General features: G+C 58.9%; 11 protein-coding genes. 3 read left to right on the top strand and 8 right to left on the bottom strand.

From position 1 onward, the window contains the following. Positions 1 to 283 precede the first annotated feature (283 nt). From B1C80_RS08410 to B1C80_RS08395, 4 genes are all read right to left on the bottom strand, one after another. Positions 284 to 502: a DUF2892 domain-containing protein gene (locus B1C80_RS08410; protein ID WP_077920633.1), complete on the bottom strand. Its 219-nt coding sequence runs from the start codon at positions 500 to 502 to the stop codon at positions 284 to 286. 93 nt (positions 503 to 595) lie between these two features. Continuing rightward, the gene (gene nth, locus B1C80_RS08405; protein ID WP_077920632.1) at positions 596 to 1252 is read right to left on the bottom strand and encodes an endonuclease III; all 657 of its coding nucleotides are present in this window, start codon (positions 1250 to 1252) and stop codon (positions 596 to 598) included. Positions 1253 to 1267: 15 nt separating this feature from the next. After that, positions 1268 to 2497 (bottom strand): OmpA family protein, encoded by a 1230-nt coding sequence (locus B1C80_RS08400; RefSeq protein ID WP_077920631.1) that lies wholly within the window; start codon positions 2495 to 2497, stop codon positions 1268 to 1270. 54 nt (positions 2498 to 2551) lie between these two features. Continuing rightward, positions 2552 to 3505, bottom strand: a complete 954-nt coding sequence (locus B1C80_RS08395) for a cyanophycinase (RefSeq protein ID WP_161492739.1) — start codon at positions 3503 to 3505, stop codon at positions 2552 to 2554. A 278-nt stretch (positions 3506 to 3783) separates the two neighbouring features. On the opposite strand from B1C80_RS08395, the gene B1C80_RS08390 reads away from it, so the two are divergent. Next, positions 3784 to 6858, top strand: coding sequence for a TonB-dependent receptor (locus B1C80_RS08390; RefSeq protein WP_077920629.1), 3075 nt, complete (start codon positions 3784 to 3786; stop codon positions 6856 to 6858). A 27-nt stretch (positions 6859 to 6885) separates the two neighbouring features. Then, entirely contained in the window at positions 6886 to 8250 is a 1365-nt protein-coding gene (locus B1C80_RS08385) for a RagB/SusD family nutrient uptake outer membrane protein (RefSeq protein ID WP_077920628.1), read from the top strand. Between the two features lie 71 nt (positions 8251 to 8321). Here the strand turns inward: B1C80_RS08385 and B1C80_RS08380 are convergent, their stop codons facing one another. The 4 genes from B1C80_RS08380 to B1C80_RS08365 all read right to left on the bottom strand — a co-directional run bounded on the left by B1C80_RS08380 (position 8322) and on the right by B1C80_RS08365 (position 12697). Further along, a complete protein-coding gene (locus B1C80_RS08380) occupies positions 8322 to 9329 on the bottom strand; it encodes a bifunctional heptose 7-phosphate kinase/heptose 1-phosphate adenyltransferase (RefSeq protein ID WP_077920627.1) in 1008 nt (335 codons plus the stop codon). Between the two features lie 170 nt (positions 9330 to 9499). Continuing rightward, positions 9500 to 11020: an NADH-quinone oxidoreductase subunit N gene (locus tag B1C80_RS08375; protein ID WP_077920626.1), complete on the bottom strand. Its 1521-nt coding sequence runs from the start codon at positions 11018 to 11020 to the stop codon at positions 9500 to 9502. An 87-nt stretch (positions 11021 to 11107) separates the two neighbouring features. Then, entirely contained in the window at positions 11108 to 11920 is an 813-nt protein-coding gene (locus B1C80_RS08370; protein WP_077920625.1) for a TerC family protein, read from the bottom strand. A 111-nt stretch (positions 11921 to 12031) separates the two neighbouring features. Beyond that, a complete protein-coding gene (locus tag B1C80_RS08365; RefSeq protein WP_077920624.1) occupies positions 12032 to 12697 on the bottom strand; it encodes a hypothetical protein in 666 nt (221 codons plus the stop codon). A gap of 255 nt (positions 12698 to 12952) precedes the next feature. On the opposite strand from B1C80_RS08365, the gene B1C80_RS08360 reads away from it, so the two are divergent. Further along, entirely contained in the window at positions 12953 to 18076 is a 5124-nt protein-coding gene (locus tag B1C80_RS08360) for a translocation/assembly module TamB domain-containing protein (protein WP_077920623.1), read from the top strand. Positions 18077 to 18079 lie beyond the last annotated feature (3 nt).

Raw genomic sequence — 18079 nt, 5'->3', positions numbered from 1 at the left:
TCTGGCCTTACAGGATCGACTAACCCCGTGTGTTCTGCTCCGCGTAAGCGGAACGGTCGTGCCGGATCGTTGTCGACGGCCAGTGTTGATCCATTTCTTCAACTTGCTTTTTATAGGTGCTCACCCGTTCGCTGGTCAGGGCGTATGTAGGGCTGGGTTATTTTATACCGGCCTCCCTAAACAACCCTGTCAGGGGTAAACCCACTGACAGGGTTGATAATACGATCGCTCGCCAGACCTTGTCGGTGGGTTTACCCCTGACAGGGTCGAGTCGACAACTGCCTTATTTGGCCGAACTCGTTTTTCGGCGGTTGGTGCGGAGGCCGAGGACCGTGTAGAGAGGGCATACGCCGGTCATACTGGTCAGGGCGAAAACAACGGCCACAATGCCCAACACAATGGCCCATAGGCCCGTGACGAGTTGTGTGACAATGAGCAGAACGACGATGGCGGCTATCGACAGCCGGATGCGTTTGTCTAGAAAACCCATGTTCGCTTCCATGTGATTAATAAGCCTGGTTGAGCCAGCAAGGTACGCAGCCGTCGAGGTCCTCGTCTGTGACTTTTATCACACGAAGTCCTGATTGTTAACCCCTTACCGATGCCGATCTACACCCACCTGCTCACAGTAGTTGAGTACCGGGCAGGTAGAACAATGGGGCAGGGTGCCAGTGCAGATGTGTTTACCGAAGGGCATCAACAGCCGGTTTATGTTCACCCACTGCTCGCGGGGCACCTGCTTCTCCAGCACCTTCAGGGTCTGCTCGGGTTGTTTGGTCTGGACGTACCCCCAGCGGTTGACCACCCGGTGTACGTGCACATCCACGCTGATAGCCGCCTGACCCGTGGCTACCCCTAGTGCCAGATTCGCACACTTTGGCCCCACCCCTTTCAGCGAGGTCAGCGTTTCGTAGTCGGCCGGTAACTGCCCGCCAAATTCGTTGACGATCCGTTCGGCAATGCCGTGCATCGTATAGGCCTTCTGGTCGGGGTAGGTAGAGCCGTACAGGCAGGCCGTCAGGGTCGGGATATCCAGGGCCAGCAGCTGCTCCGGCGTGCGGGCCTGCTCGAACAGGCGCAACGATACGGGTATGGTTGTTTCGTCGAGCGTCCGGATCGACACGATGCAGGAGATCAGCTGCTCGAACAGGCTGTCGTAGCCACGTTCGGCCAGCTCGAACATGGCCGCTTTGGGGTATGGCCTGATGGCCTCGTCGATACGCGACAGAACAACGTTGAGGTCAAACGACATAGGTAGAGTCTCGGTTTACACCGTTACAACTACCATCTCGACCCGCCGGTTTTCGGGCCGCTCTTTCAGGCTGCGGTTGGTGTTGATAGGCCGCGACGGACCGTAGCCGACCGTTTCGATCCGCCCGGCGGCAATCCCTTTGCTGACCAGATACCGCTTCACCGCGTTGACCCGGTTGCGCGACAGCTCCACGTTGGCATCGAAATCACCCACGGTATCGGTATGTCCTTCGAGCCGGATCTGCATGGTCGGGTTATCCTGCATAACGGTTACGAGCCGATTAAGCTCCGGAAACGACTCGGGTTTGAGATCGTATTTCGACACGTTGAAATAGATATTACGGAGCGTGACCGTGGCGCCGGCCTCGATGGGTACCAGGTCGAAGTCGCGGGTAAGGTTGATCCGGTTCGTTGCCAGGGTATCGCTCTGGCTGAAGTAGCCCGGCGCCGAGGCCGTAACGGCATAAACGCCCCGCCGGTCGACAGGTATCTGGTACTTGCCGGTCAGACTGCCGCTCAGCACCGAGTCGGCGGGGTCGTCGCCTGCAGCTTCGGCGCCCGAGATCAGCTGGTAGCTAACCGTGGCCGTTATGGGTTTACGGCTTTTGGCGTTGCGCGTGATACCGGTTATCGATATACTGGCCGGAACGGGAGCCGGCGTTACGGGAGCCGGGGTTTTGGTTTCGGGGGCAGACTGAGGCAGGCTACGCGGCCGGGGCGCCGGCGTTGCGGGCCCCGGCGGACGCGGACTCCGTTTGGCGTAGGTATCCTTGGGCGGGCGGGGCGGGTTGATGATATGCACCCCCCAGAAGTTGAAACAAACGTATCCGTAGCTGTCCTTACATTCGAACAGGTCGAATACCGTGTAGCCCGGATCGATGCGCTCGAAATACGCTACAAAATCGACCGACTCGCCAGGGGTAACGCGCCGACGGGTTTCGAGCGGGATGTTCTCGGCCCGTACAAACTTGTACGACCGTTCGCCCTGATTGACATACAATCGTGACGATGGCTGAAACCCAATGGTACTGCTAATGGTCCGGTCTGGAATCTGCCGGCGGCTACCCGCGGCCTGAAATTTCATGTACAGGATCGTGTACTGATCCGTCAGCTCGACCCGTTGAATCGACACATCGGTGTCGTTTACGTCGTCGACGCGGGGCTTCGGTGTGGTATACTGAACCTGAGCCAGCAGGTCCGGTGCCCACGCCAGCCCTACCAGCAGGGCAAGTAAATAGCGGTTCATGGTCGTTGTTTACGGAAGTGTTCTTCTCTAAAACGTTGGACCAGGCCGGGTAGTTTATGGTTTAATCAATTGCCCGTTTTCGGCATACCAGTACGTTACACCTGTCGGATCGGCAGGCTGGAACGTGCGCAGATCGAAACCGGCCGTACCCGTCTCGGCACCCGCTACCCGCACCACCCGTACGGCTCTGGCGCCGGCTTTCCAGGTGAGGGGCTTACCGGGCGTACACGTTTCGGGCAATGTGGCCGCAGCCTGCAGGAAATAGGCGTTGCCCTGCCCGAATACCAGCGTTTTGCCGTCGGGCAGCACACAAACGGCCGTTTTTTCGTCGACGCCGATACCCCGGGGTTGTTGGGTCTGAGCCGCAGCGCGGGCCAAAAACGTCAGGTGTCGGCCGTGCCGGTTGCGGTTGGTGTAATGCTGGTCGGTGATCAGGTTGGCCAGCAGCGGGTGTTTCAGAAAATCAGCATACCCCAGCGTAACCCGCTGATCGAACGGGTTGGCCAGCGCTTCGTCGGAAACGACCGAATCGTGCAGCGCCGAAAAATAGATCTGCCCCAGAATAGCACAGCCAGCGCTGGTGCCGCCCAGCACCGCTCCCGCCCGGATGCGTTCGTTCAGGGCATCGGCCAGCGGGGTTGCCCGGTAAAAGTTGACGTAGTTGGCCTGATCGCCCCCGGCGAAGAAGATCGCTTCGGCCTGGCGCACTTTCCGGACAATATCGGCATGGTGGGCCAGCTCACGCGTGTTTACCAGTATCGTCTCGACGGAGTTGACGCGCTCACCCAGCCGGCTGAACAGGTAGTCGTTATAGCCATTACTACCCGACGCCCTGATAATGAGCACATCGCCCTGGTTGCTGCGCTGCAACAGCCAGCGCATGGCCGCGTCGACATCGGTACTTCCGCCGGCCAGTACAAGCCCGCCCAGCGGTTGTGTCTGTACATCGGCCGTATCGCCCGTTACCCAGGCCGTATAGGCCGCTGGCCGGAGGGCGGGCGTGGACACAAGATTTCCACAGCCTATCCATAAGCAGGCGGGTAACCACAGGAAAAAGCAAACCAGTCGAATCATAAACGCCCTAATCGTACGGAAACACAAAGTTAGTATACTTCAGCATTTACTTAATCTATTTTACAACTATACTATTGTATAATATTTGGTATAATTCTATTTAAGCGCATAATAATTCTGATATATGCATGTATTACCGACCATGATATCCTTTATAAATCAATAGACAAACGTTACTTTTGCGGTTATTGTTGAATTAACCACTTCATATTATGAGTAAAATTCTACGAATTGTACTGCCATTGCTCGTTCTGGCCGTACAGATGGGTCACGCACAAACCCGCTCTGTTTCGGGGCGGGTTACGTCGTCAGATGATAATGCAGCCTTACCAGGGGTATCGGTCAGTGTAAAAGGCCGAACCACGGGTACGCTGACCGATGCCAATGGCAACTATGCTCTTAACGTTGACGATAACGCTACACTTATCTTCAGCTTCATCGGCTTCGCCAGTATCGAAGAGCAGGTAGGTTCCCGTTCGGTTATCAACGTGAAACTGCAGGCCGACGTCCGCAACCTGAACGAAGTCGTCGTCACGGGTTATGGGCAGCAAATCAAGCGCGACCTGACCGGTAACATTGCCAAGATTCGCCCGGCCGATATCCAGGATCAGCCCGTAACCACCTTCGACCAGGCCATCCAGGGCAAAGCCGCCGGAGTGCAGGTCAACTCGGGTAGCGGTAAACTGGGCCAGGGGATTCAGGTACGGGTGCGGGGCCAGTCGTCGGTATCGGCCTCCAACCAGCCGCTGTACGTGGTTGACGGCACGCCGGTAACGACCGATAACCTCTCGTTCAATGCCGCAGCCACCAACCCCCTGAGCGACATCAACCCACAGGATATCGAGTCGATCGAAATCCTGAAAGATGCGTCGGCGGGTGCTATTTATGGCTCGCGGGCGGCCAACGGCGTGGTGCTGATTACGACCAAAAAAGGCCGCGCCGGTCGCACCAACGTGACGTTCAGCGCGCAGGCCGGTTCGAGCGAACCCACCCGAAAAGTACAGTTCCTCAACACCCAGCAGTACGTAGATTTCTACCGCCAGGCCGCAGCCAACTCGGACCGCATCGACGGCTACGCAGCCAACGACCCCGATTCGTATACGACATACATGGAAGATTTCTTCCTGACGCAGGGACTGGGCACCTTCGGCACCGCCAATCAGGCCAGCACCAACTGGGGCGATCTGGCTTACCAGGATGCGCCCTTCCAGCAGTATGATATGAACATCAACGGCGGTAACGACAAAACGACGTTCTACCTGTCGGGCCAGATTCTGGATCAGAAAGGGATACTGATCGGCAACGCCCTGACGCGTTACTCGGGCCGGGTCAACATCGACCATAAGATTTCGGATCGGTTCCGGGTTGGTTTCAACACCGGTCTGTCGCGCACGTTCAACCAGCGGCTCTCGGGCGACCGTCAGTTCGACAACCCGGTTCAGATGGTGGCCCTGCCGCCGATGACGCCTTCGACGGACCCGGCCACCGGGCTGCCCGCAGGTACTCCCCCCGGCGACATCTCGATTCCTTATTACTACAACCCGATCGTGAATCTGGGTAACTCGAACTTCAACACCACCGTATACCGCAACATCAGCAATGTATACGGCCAGTTGGGTATCGTTAAGGGCCTCACCTTCCGGACCGAATTTGGTCTCGACGTGCTGAACCAGCAGGAAGAGCTGTATTACAGCAGCAAAACCCAGCGGAACAGCGGCTCGCCCCTGGGCGAAGCCTCGAACCGGTACGTACGCGTCGAAAACTACACGACCAACAACTTCTTTAACTACGGCACCAGCTTCGGCCGCAGCGTGGTCGACGGCGTACTGGGTATGTCCTATCAGCAGTCGCAGCGGAAAACCAGCCTGGCCGAAGGACAGGATTTCCCCTCAGACGCCTACAAGCAGCTGGCCAGCGCAGCGCGCAAAACCAACGCCAGCTCAACCCAGACGGACTACCGCTTCCTGTCTTACTTCGTTCGGGCCAACTACAAGTTTGCCGACCGGTATCTGCTGGGCGTCAGCGCCCGGATTGACGGTTCGTCGCGTTTCGGGCAGGACAGCCGCTACGGTTTCTTCCCGGCGGTATCGGCGGGCTGGGTACTGACCGAAGAAAACTTCCTGAAGAACATCTCCGGCATCAGCTTCCTGAAACTCCGCGCCAGCTACGGCCGCACCGGTAACGCCGAAATTGAAAACTTCCCGCAACTGGGTCTGTTCACCGGCGATGGCGGCTATGCGGGCCTGCCCGGTCAGCGGCCCTCGCAGCTGGCTAACCCCAACCTGAAGTGGGAAACCACCGACCAGGCCGACATAGGTCTTGATTTCGGGTTCCTCAACAACCGGATCAACGGCGAAATCGACTACTACAACAAGCAAACAACGGGACTGCTGCTGAACGTAAACGTGCCGGGCACAACCGGCTTCTCTACCCAGTTCCGGAACGTAGGTAGTCTGGAAAACAAAGGCTTCGAGTTTGTGCTGAACACCGAAAATACCACGGGTGCTTTCCGCTGGACAACGAGCCTGAACGCGTCGACGAACCGCAACAAAATCACGAACTTACAGGGTCAGATTATCGAAGGTGGCCTGAACGCCATGAGCCGGGCCGTTGAAGGTCAGCCCCTGGGCGTGTTCTTTACGCCCGAATACGCGGGGGTCGATCCGGCCAACGGAAACGCCCTCTGGTACAAGAATACCACCGGTACCGACGGTTCTATCGACCGCACCACCACGAGCACCTACAACCAGGCGCAACGCGTAGTGGCAGGCAGCCCGCTGCCAAAGTGGACGGCTGGCGTCACCAACACCTTCAGCTACAAAGGGTTTAGCCTGAGCGTCTTCTTCAACGGGGTATTCGGCAACAAGATCAACTTCTACGGCGTAGGTCGTTTCTCGTCGGCCAACGGTCGCTTCGAGGATAACCAGACCGTTGATCAGCTGGCCGCCTGGACTCCGCAGAACACCAACACGACGGTACCGGAAGCCCGTCTGTTCTTCAACAACGGAGCCCAGCCATCAACCCGCTTCATTCTCGATGGTTCGTTCGTTCGGCTGCGGAATGCGACGCTGGCTTACAACCTGCCCAAGAATCTGATCAGCCGGGCCAAGCTCAACAACGTACGGATATTCGTAACCGGCCTGAACCTGCTGACCTTCACCAACTATGCCGGCTGGGACCCCGAGGTTAACGCCGATGACATCGTTACCAACATTGCGCAGGGCTACGATTTCTACACGGCTCCCCAGGCCCGCACCATCACGGGTGGTATCAACATCGGATTTTAAGCAATCGACAAACGGACATTTCAGATTATGAATACATACATAAAAAACGGATTGCTGGTTGGTTTGAGCACCCTGTTGCTGACCGCCTGTAACGACCGCCTGACCGTACAGCCAACCCAGAGTATCGACGCCAGCCAGGCGCTGAACACCGAACGGGATGTGCAGATTACCCTTACCGGCGCCTATGACGGCATCAGCGATGTGAACCTCTACGGGGGCGGCATCCAGTATACCGGCGAGCTGCTGGGCGACAACCGCGATGTGGTCTTCGGCGGAACGTTCACCACCCTGGATGAACTCTGGCGCAAAACCGTCACGACCACTAATGTGGACGTGCGCGACCTCTGGCTCGACAGCTACAACGCCATCAACCGGGCCAATAACGTACTGGCCAACCTGGATAAGGTCAGCGCAGCCAACCGGAACAACTACGAAGGGCAGGCTCGCTTCCTGCGCGGCTCGCTGTACTTCGAACTGGTGAAGTTTTACGGCAAAAGTTTCAACGACGGTACGCCCGCCAGCAACCTGGGGGTACCGCTCGTGCTGACGCCCACCGGAACGATTGGCGACGCCGACAGCCGCCCGCGGAACAGCGTGGCCGAAGTATACGCGCAGGTGCTTGACGATCTGACGAAAGCCGAACAGCTGCTGCCGGCCAGTCAGCCCGCTTCCTTTGCCGGTACGGCCGACCCGAAAGGCTTTGCCAACAAGGTGGCCGCCCAGGCTATGCTGGCTCGCGTGTATCTGCAACAGCAAAACTTTGCCGGTGCCCGCGATGCCGCCAACCGCGCCATCACCGCCGGTACGTTCTCGCTGGCCAGCACCTTTGCCGGTGCCTTCACCGATACCTCGCCTGAAACGATTTTCAAGGTGCTGGTTACCGATCAGGACGGCAGCAACGCACTCAACACCTACTACGGATCGACCCGCGTGTCGGGCCGGGGCGATATCCGGGTGCAGACCAAATTCCGCCAGCTGTACGAGGCTGCCGATGTGCGGGGCCAGTTCTTTACGACCGTCAACAATAACGTGTTCACGAACAAGTTCAACGACCGTTTTGGCGATGTGCCGGTTATCCGGCTGGCCGAGATGTACCTGGTCCGGGCCGAAACGAACCTGCGCCTGAACACCACCGTCGGTGCCACTCCGCTGGCCGATGTGAACCTCATCCGCGCCCGGGCCGCTGCGCCCGCACTCACCAGCGTGAACCTGGCGGCCGTGCTGCTCGAACGGCGGCTGGAGCTGGCCTTCGAAGGGCAGCAGATTGCCGACATCAAGCGTACGGCCGGCACCGTTGGTACCACGCCCTACAACGCCAATAACCTCGTACTGCCCATTCCGCAGCGCGAGATCGACACCAACAAACAGCTGACCCAGAACCCCGGTTACTAACCGTCAGTTGTTCCACAAAAAAAGCGAACCACAGCTACGTGGTTCGCTTTTTTTGTGAGCTGGGCGCTGGTCTAGTCGGCCCGCAGCCCCGTCTCGATGGCTTCCTGCTTCAGCTGCGCTTTGTCGATCGGCACGACGCCCACCGACTCGCAGACCAGCCCACCGCCCAGGTTCGACAGGCCCGCAATAATGGCCGGCGACTGCTTCAGGGCCACGCAGCAGGCCGCAATGCTGATGACGGTATCGCCCGCGCCCGACACGTCGGCAATCTGACGGACGTGGGCGGGTAGTTTCAGCGTTTCGCCGTTATAGTCGATGAACGCACCACGCTCCGACAGGGTAATCAGGGCCCCTTTCAGATTCAGCGTCTCTTTGAGCTGGCTGACCACCGCCCGGAATTCGGTTGCGTTGTCGACATCAAACTCTACTTTCAGCCCTTCGCGCAGCTCTTTCAGATTGGGTTTGAACAGGGTGGTATTCTGGTACGACAGGAAATTGCGCTTCTTCGGGTCAACCACCGTCGGTACGTTCTGCAGGTTGGCGAAGTCGGTGATTTCGGCAATGGCTTCTTTGCTGAGTACCCCTTTGTCGTAATCTTCAAAAATCACCACATGACAGGATGGAATCAGCTCTTTGGCTTTCTGCACCAGCTGGGCGCGCTCGTCGGCGGTGATGTATTTGTCAGTTTCGGTATCGACCCGTACGACCTGCTGCGCGCTGGCAATGATCCGCTCTTTGATGGTGGTGATGCGGGACGATGACCGGATCAGCCCGTCGCAGTTGAGGCCCCGGTCGCAGAGCTCCTGCTCGAGCTGATCACCGGCGGTATCCGTACCGATTACCGAGCAGATGATCGCTTCGGCCCCCAGCGCCTGTACGTTGAGGAGTACGTTACCCGCCCCACCCAGCCGGCGTTCGCGCCGGTCTACCGTCACAACCGGAACGGGTGCTTCGGGCGAAATGCGTTCAACCCGCCCCCATACGTAGGAATCGAGCATAACATCGCCAACAATCAGAACTCGGAGCCGATCGAACTGATCAAACAACTCATCGAGAGACATATCCAGAACCGGATTCATAAGCGAACTAGTGAAGTAGGAAACCAGCGCATCCAGACAATACGAACCAACCCCTGGTCGATATGGGTTGGCGAAGCGGTCGGTTTAGCGCGGGCATAACAGGCGCAAAGAAACGAAAACCGGGCGCGTTTTCCGAAGCAAGCCGGGCAGAATGAGCCAGCGGGCATTACTTACCAGCTCGCAATCAGGCCCGCCAGCCAGTCGGGTTTAAGAAAAAAAGCCAGAATAGGCACCACCAGGCCCACCGCCAGCCATAGCGCCCCCCGGGGTAGTACGCCCGCCGATGCTTCTCCGCCTACGGTGGACGGCATGGGTCTGAAAAACAGCAGGAACGGGATACGGAGGTAGTAAACGAGCGAAATCAGGGCGTTCAGCAGACCCAGCGCAAACAGAGCCAGCAGCCACGGCTTTCCGCTCAGCTGCCACGCATCGTAAAGAGCCGAAAAGGACAGTAGCTTCGCCGTAAACCCCACCGTTGGCGGTAAGCCCGTCAGCGCCAGCATCACCACCGTTAGCGCCACCGACAAGACGGGCTGTCGGGAGCCCAGCCCCGCAAAGTCGCGGATGGCCAGCGTATGCCCCTGACTGCTGGCCAGCAGATCGATCAGAAAGAATGCAGCCAGCGATATGAACAGGTAGGTACCGGCGTAGAACAGTACGGCCTCAAAGCCCGCTTCGTTCAGGGCCACCACCCCCACCAGCAGAAACCCGGCATGAGCAATGGACGAGTACGCCAGGAGCCGTTTGGCATCGGTCTGCCGCAGCGCCGAAAGATTACCGATCAGGATACCCGCCAGCGCCAGTACGGCCAGGGGCGTTTGCAGGGTACCCACCGTAGCCGCCCCGCTCTCCGACTCGACAGGCAGCGCCGTGATGACCCGCATCAGCACCAGCACCGCAGCGGCTTTGGGAGCTACGGAGAAAAAGGCCGCTACGGGCACCGGCGCAGCTTCGTAGGCATCGGGCGTCCAGACGTGAAAGGGTACGCCCGCCAGCTTGAACAACAACCCCGACAGGGTGAGCAGCACCGCTACCGTGGCCACGGCCGCATCCTGCCGGGCCAGCTCGGCCCCGAAGGCGTCGGCAGTCAGGTCGAGCGTACCGGTCATGCCGTAGAGCAGCGACATCCCGTACAGCATAATGGCCGAGCTGACCGCACCAAAGAGCAGGTACTTGATGCCGCCCTCCGAGGCTTTCCGGGTGGTGGTCAGCGCCGTCAGCAGGTATGAACAGATGGAAACCAGTTCGACACTCAGGTATAGGCTGAGCAGATTGACCGACTGCGTCATCAGAAACAGCCCCAGTGTCATGGCCACCAGCAGCGCATACCACTCGAGCGGCAGTTTACCCGCTGAATCGGCGCGACTATCGGCCCCCATGAGTCGCTCGTATCCCACAACCAGCACCCCGCTCAGCGCCACGACAACCTGGAAGAAAAGCGCCTGATTATCGACATACAGCAGGCGCATGAACAGAAACCCGCGCCAGGGCAGCAGGACAGCCCACAGGCCGGCTACGACCAGCGTCAGCAGGGTAAGCAGGCCAATGACCCGACGCGCCTGGCTGGGGGTTGCGCGCAGCAACAGCAGCTCAGCCAGCAGCAGCCCACAAAAGGCCACCGATAGCCAGCCGATTGGCCCGAAGCCACCCAGGCTACTAATAATGTCAGAAAGTTGATCGGAGAGAGACAAATTACGCAGCGGTTCGGAACCGTACCGGGGTCCGGGCAGCCTACACTGTTTTGCTGCCCAGACCCCGGTACGTTACTTGTTTTAGGATCAGACCATGCCGTCGCGCAGGGGTTGCCCTTCGTAGCCGCGTAGCTGAACCGGCTTCTGCGTCTTGCGCAGCCGGATGTTCAGGAACTCGACCAGCAGCGAGAACGCAATCGCAAAATAGAGATACCCTTTGGGCACCGTACCAATCGGCTGGTTAAAAATAACAACCTCCGACAGGTGAGCCCCTTCGACCACGAGCATGAACCCGATCATGATCAGAAAGGCCAGCCCCAGCATCTGAATGGTCGGGTGTTCGTTGACGAAACGCCCTACCGGCCCGGCAAAGAACATCATGACCAGCACCGACAGCACTACCGCAATCATCATGATGGTTACGTTCTGGGTCAGCCCGATGGCGGTCAGGATGGAGTCGATTGAGAAAACGATGTTCGTAATGGCAATCTGCGCCACGACGCTGCTGATCGTTGTCTTACCCGTTGTTTGGCCCGTCACCTCGTCTTCGCCCGGCCCTTCCAGCTTGTGGTGAATTTCGGAGGTCGCCTTGTAGAGCAAAAATAAACCACCCGCAAACAGAATTAGGCTCTGCCCGGTCAGCTCGGCCCGGAACCAGCCCGAGTCAATATGGGTAAACGGCTTGCTCAGCGAAATAACGAACGAGATTCCCATCAGCAGCAGCAGCCGGAACCCCATAGCCAGGATCAACCCGATGTTACGCGCCCTGGCCTGGTCTTCACGGGCCAGTTTGTTGGCCGCGATGGAAATGAAAATAATATTATCGATCCCCAGAACGATTTCCAGGAACGTCAGGGTCAACAGACTGATGATCGATTCAGCCGTAAACAATTCGGTCATAGCATTGAAAAAGTAGGTTGCACAAAACTACCGGCTCCCGACCGGGTGTGCAACCCCTAGTTCAAGAAAGAACCGCCCGCCGGACAAAAGGTTGGCCTATGGCCTGAGCGGTTAGCGACCTGCGCTGTCGGTGGGCTTCTCAACCGCATCGGCACCGGCGCGGAACGAGGTTCGTTTGCTGGCCAGCCCGTCGCCATCTTTGATGATGCGGGACGTACCGACCGGAATCAGCTCATCGCTGGGGTCGTTTTTACTTTTCATGTACAGGGTAGTGTACAGGTTCTTGATGCCGTCGCTGGTCATCTCACCCGAAAATATCCGGATCTGTTTGGCCGTGGCAGCGCCAGATTTCAGGTCGATTTCGGCAAAGAACGTGAACTGGGTCCCGTTGCCGGCAATAAAGCCCCCCTGCCCCGCGCCGGTCGAGTTACCCGTTTTCAGCTCTACTTTGGCCCGCTGGTCAGTACTGGTCTGCTCCGAAAAACGGAGGATCAGATCGGTGAACTCATCGCCCGGCCTGAAGGTATCGTCAGGGCCGTAGGGACTGACCAGCTCGTGCGGAGCCGACATGTAGATGCCTTCAATATTGGGCGGCACAGTGCCTTCGTAAATGGGCATGCCGCGCTGACGCAGGGTTTCGATGTCATCCTGCGCAATAAGGGACTGGATACTGGTAGAAAATCCTTTGGTTGGGTCGACCTCGTCTTTCTTACAACTGCCCAGGATAAGCAGACACAAGGCTGGAACGGCCAGCGAAACCCGAAATGGCATGAACATAGCAGTGTTCGTTTAGATTGTTCACTACTTGGTCGGCCTGGTAGCCATTTGGGCAAACAGATGGCCTGAACATACCGCTCCGGTTGAGCCAACGGTAAGCGAATTTAGGTCAGGCAGGGGTGTCTGTTGCCGAAGAAGCCTATCCTGTGGCTTGCTGGAGTTAGTAACATATTAGCGGTTGTGCGCGTTAACAGAAAAAGTTATGTTGCGTCAACACACCGTCAGGCTGTTTTTGGCCAATCGGAAATCTAACGCATGTCTGCCACTAAAGTACTTGTCCGTGTTCTGCTTGGTCTGCTCGCCCTCGTGCTCCTGCTCGTGGGCTTTGTGGCGTTGGTAGCCACGACGCCCTGGGGCCAGCAGCTCGTTACCAAGCAGGTCAACAGCTATCTGGCCGGAAAGATCAAGTCGCCGTTCCGCATCGGCCGCGTCCGCTACAGCATTCCCGACTACATCGAGCTGGAAGATGTCTTCTTCAAAACACCCCAGGGCGATACCCTGCTCAACGGCGGCCGGATGCGCGTCGACCTCGATATGTGGGGGCTGCTGTTCGACAACAAGGCGTCTATCAACCAGATCGAGCTGGAACGGACACGCCTGACCATCAGCCGGACGTTGCCCGATACGACCTTTAATTTCCAGTACCTCATCAACGCTTTCGACACCGGTACCGCGCCCGAACCCGCCGACACCACCGCTACCCCCATGGCGATCAACCTGACGGGTATTTCGCTGAAAGATGTCCGAATCAAATACCGCGATGATGTGGTCGGCGCCGACGTGAATGCCTATGTCGACAGCCTGCGGGCCAACTTCGTCAAGACCGACGTGTATACCTCACAGTATCACCTGGAGAACGTAGCCATTGACGGACTGAATGCTTACACGCGGCTTTACAACGGGCTGCCGACGCCCGATAGCCCGGCCTCCGACCCGGCCGACTCGCTCGACATCGGGCTGGGCAAATGGACCGTCAACCGCGCTCAGTGGGATGTCCGCGTTGAAACCGCCGACTTCAGCACCAAGGGGAAAGTGGGGCGGCTGGCCATGGAGACGGATTATTTTTATCTGAACGGCCAGAAGATCGGCATCCGCTCACTCGCTCTGGAGAATGGCGACATTGCCGCCCGCCTGACCAAACCGACCAAAAAAGCCACCACTACCCCACCCTCGTCCGCGACAAGCGCCGGTGCGCCCGGCTGGTTTGCCCGACTCGGTACCGTTCGGCTGGCCAACAACCGAATCCGTTACGACGACGAGACGGCGCCCCGGCAGCCAAAAGGACTCGACTACGGCCACCTCGACCTCCAGAACCTGGGCATCGATGGGCAGGCGCTGGTGTACGAAGACCAGGGCGCCCGTGGGCAGCGGATCAGCGGGCAGCTTCGGAACGGCCGGTTCCGGGCCTCGAGCGGGTTTACCCTGCAGCAGCTGAGCGGCAACCTGCTCTACACCGACCGAACTACCCAGGTTACCAACCTGCTTATCAAGACGCCCACCTCGCTGCTGCGCGATCAGTTCATACTGCGCTACGACTCGCTCGGCCAGTTGAGTATACCGCGCTTTGCCAACCGGGTTCAGGTGCGGGTCAACCTGCGCCAGAGTCGCCTGTCGGTAGCCGATGTGCTGCAACTGGCGCCTTTTCTAGCCGACACTCCTCCCTTTGCCGGTAACCCGAAGGGCGTATTCGTGGCCAACGCGCAGGCCACGGGAACACTGGCGGCCCTCAACCTGCCCCGCTTCGATCTCGACATGCTGTCGGGAACGCACCTGCGCATGGGCGGCCGGCTGACCAACGTAACCGACCCCGAACGGCTGGGTGTTGACCTGACCATCCGGGAGGCTACGACCCGCCTGGCCGACATCAACCAGCTGGCACCCAAAGGGTCGATTCCGTCCAGCATCGACCTGCCGCCGGATTTCGACCTGACGGGGCGGCTCCAGGGCCAACTGAACGATCTGATTATCGACGCCAATCTGCGGACCGACTGGGGGTCGGCCGCGTTCGACGGGCGACTGGCCGGATTCGTGACCGGAAAAAACCAGACCTACAAAGGCACCCTCGACCTCCAGGATTTCGACGCGGGCAAGTGGACCAAACAAACCGGTACCGTAGGCAAACTGACCGGACGCGCTACGGTAGATGGCCGGGGGCTCGACGTCAACACGCTGACGACCCGTTTCGATGTCAACGTACAGTCGGCCGAGCTGACCGGCTACCGCTATCAGAACCTCGTCGCCGAAGGTCGGCTGGCCAACGGCCTGCTCGATATCGTCGGCACGCTCCGCGACCCGAACGCCAGCCTGAACCTGGACATGAAAGTCGGACTGAAGAACCTGACCGCGCCGGAGGCTGGCTTTCCGAGCGTAACCGGCCAGGCTGTCATTAACGAGCTGAACCTGCAACCGCTTAAGTTGTACAACGACCCGCTGTCGGTCAAAGGCCGGATTATTCTCGATATGGCTTCGACCGATCCGGCCCGGCCCGTCGGTACGGTCGAAGCCGCCGACGCAGTGATTACGCTGAACGGAAAAAGCTACCCTGTCGACTCGCTCTACGCCCGGCTGGCCGCTAACGGGAATACGAAGCGGGTGCTGGCTCAGGTGCCGGGCGCCCGGCTAACCCTGAACGGTCAGTTTGAGTACGCCCAACTGTACGATATCGTAGCCAGCGAAATCAGCCGCTACATCGCCATACCGGATCTGACGTACAAGACCATTCCGCCCCCCTACGCGTTCCAGGTCGGCCTCAAAGCGTACCAGAACCCGCTTTTTCAGGCGTTTGTACCAGCCCTGACACGGCTCGACACGGTTCAGCTGACGGCCTACCTCGACAACGCCAACCCGGCCGGTAGCCTGACCGGTTCAACCCGCGACACCACCCTGTCGGCCACCATCCGGACGGGTACCATCGTCTACGATACGACCACCATCCAGGGCGTCACACTGGCTATGCAGGCCGTTAACAACGAGCTGAGCCTGAACGGGACGATCAACGGGATTCTGTACGACGGTCTGACGCTGCGCGAAACCGACATTACCGGAACGGCCGCCAACAACCGGCTCCGGTTTGCCATAGTCAACAAAGACTCGGTCGATAAAGACCGGTTCGGGCTGGCCGGCACGCTCAGTATCGTCGACAAAAACTACCGCTTTCAGTTTGCGCCCAACGGCCTGCTCACCAACTACGAACGCTGGGATACCGACACCAGCGGCTTCGCCCAGTACGGAAACGACGGCGTGCTGATCAACCGCCTGCGGCTCGACTCGGGTCCGCAGTCGCTGGAGGTCAGCAGCACCGAGCCTTACGGCAACGCCCCCATCCGCATCACCACCCGGGCCGTGGAGCTGGGGTATCTGGCACGGCTGGCGCAGCAGGACACTACCCTGGCCTCGGGCGAGCTGAACGGCACGGTCGTAGTGCGCGACTACCTGGGCGAAGATAACCAGCTGTCGTTCATCGGCTCGATCTACGTCGACAGCCTGGAGGTGATGCAGAAACCGATCGGTAACCTCACGGCCCGCTTCAGCAACAATTCAGACGGCCGGATTAACGTCAACACGGTGCTGGCCGGGCCTTATAACGACGCTACCGTCAGCGGATTTTATAACCCGGAAGACCCCAAAGCGGCTCTCGACCTGGCCGTTACCCTGAAACGACTGGACGCCCGCACCATCGAAGCGTTTAGTTTCGGTGAGCTTCGGCAGGCCCGGGGCAAGCTGACGGGCGAGTTCACCGTGGCCGGATCGCTGACCGATCCGCAAACCAACGGACGGGTGGCCTTCGACTCGGTAGCCTTCAATATCAAGCAGCTGAACGCGACCTACCGCATCGATCAGGAACAGCTGTCGTTCAGAGGCCAGACCATCACCCTCAACGACTTCAATGTGCGCGATACGCTGGGCCGCACCCTGACCACCGACGGTACGGTGGTCCTGAAGAATCTGCCCAATGCCGCCTATAACCTGCGGGTTCGGGCCAACCAGTTTCAGGTACTCAACGCAGCCCGGAAAGACAACGACTACGCCTACGGGCAGGCCGCCGTTACGGCCGACCTGCGAATCAAGGGAGCGGGGTCCAACGCATCGATCAACGGAAAAGTCCGGCTCGACGATGGCAGCAAGATCTCCCTGGTTCTGCCCGACGAATCGGTCGATGTCAACGAAGCCAATGGCATTGTTACGTTTATCAACCACAACGACTCGCTGGGGCTGAAAAGGTACATCTATCGACCCAAAACCGACTCGACAACTACCAAACGGCTGGCTTTCGATGAGCTGAGCAACTCAACGATTTCGCTCGATCTGGAGGCCGACGAAAAATCGGAGCTGACCATTGTGGTCGATGAGCTCAACGGCGACTACCTGCGCGCCCGCGGCAATGCCCGGCTCAACGTGGGCGTCAACGCTGCCGGTCAAATCACGGTGCTGGGCCGCTACGACGTTACCGAAGGCGAATATTCGCTGACCTATCAGGTGCTGAAACGGCAGTTCAAAATCCAGAAAGGCGGCTATATCAACTTCTCCGGCGATCCGCTCCGGGCCGATATCAACATGACCGCGCTCTACGACGTGGCGGTGTCGCCCGCGGATTTGATCGGGAACGAATCGACAACGGTCGATGCCAATGCGATCAAGCGGAAACTACCCTTCCAGGTGGCCCTATCGATCAGCGACAACCTGGCCCGGCCCAAGCTGGACTTCGACATCCGGCTGCCCGAAATTGAGGACGGCAGCACCAGCGCGGCCAACAGCCCCTTTGCCACCACGATCGAGAACAAGCTGAAGACGCTGCGGCAGGATCAGTCGCAGATTAACAAGCAGGTATTCGCGCTGCTGATTCTGAACCGGTTCCTGCCCGAAAACACCTCCGACTTTTTCTCGGGTGGCTCGTCGGGCGGGCTCGACACCCAGGCCGAGGGCGTAGCGCGAAATAGCGTCAGCAAGCTCCTGTCCGAGCAGCTGGGCCGGCTGGCGTCGGGCGTGCTGAAAGGCTTCGACGTTGACCTCGACCTGCTCTCGCAAACGGGCAGCGCCAACACCGGTGGTCTGACCAACGGCGCCCGCACTGACCTGAACGTGGGGCTGTCGCGGAGTTTTCTGGAGGGTCGGGTTACGGTGTCGGTCGGCCGGAACTTCGTACTCGAAAACGCGGCCAAGAGCACCACCCGCAATCCGAGCGAAGTGTTTGACAACCTGTCGGTGAACTACACCATTACGCGCGATGGCCGCTATGTACTGCGTGGCTACCGCCGTAACGACTACCAGGCGGTACTGGATGGGTACGTGATCGAAACGGGCATTGGCTTTATCATCACGGTCGATTACAACACCTTCTCCGACATTTTTCGCCGGTCGCCCGGTGCCGCCCTGAATTGACGT

The organism is Spirosoma sp. 209 (assembly GCF_002006735.1).
In the GTDB taxonomy this organism is placed as follows: Bacteria; Bacteroidota; Bacteroidia; order Cytophagales; family Spirosomataceae; genus Spirosoma; species Spirosoma sordidisoli.
The sequence above is the reverse complement of the archived record's forward strand: the minus strand, read 5'-3'. Positions and strand labels throughout refer to the sequence as shown.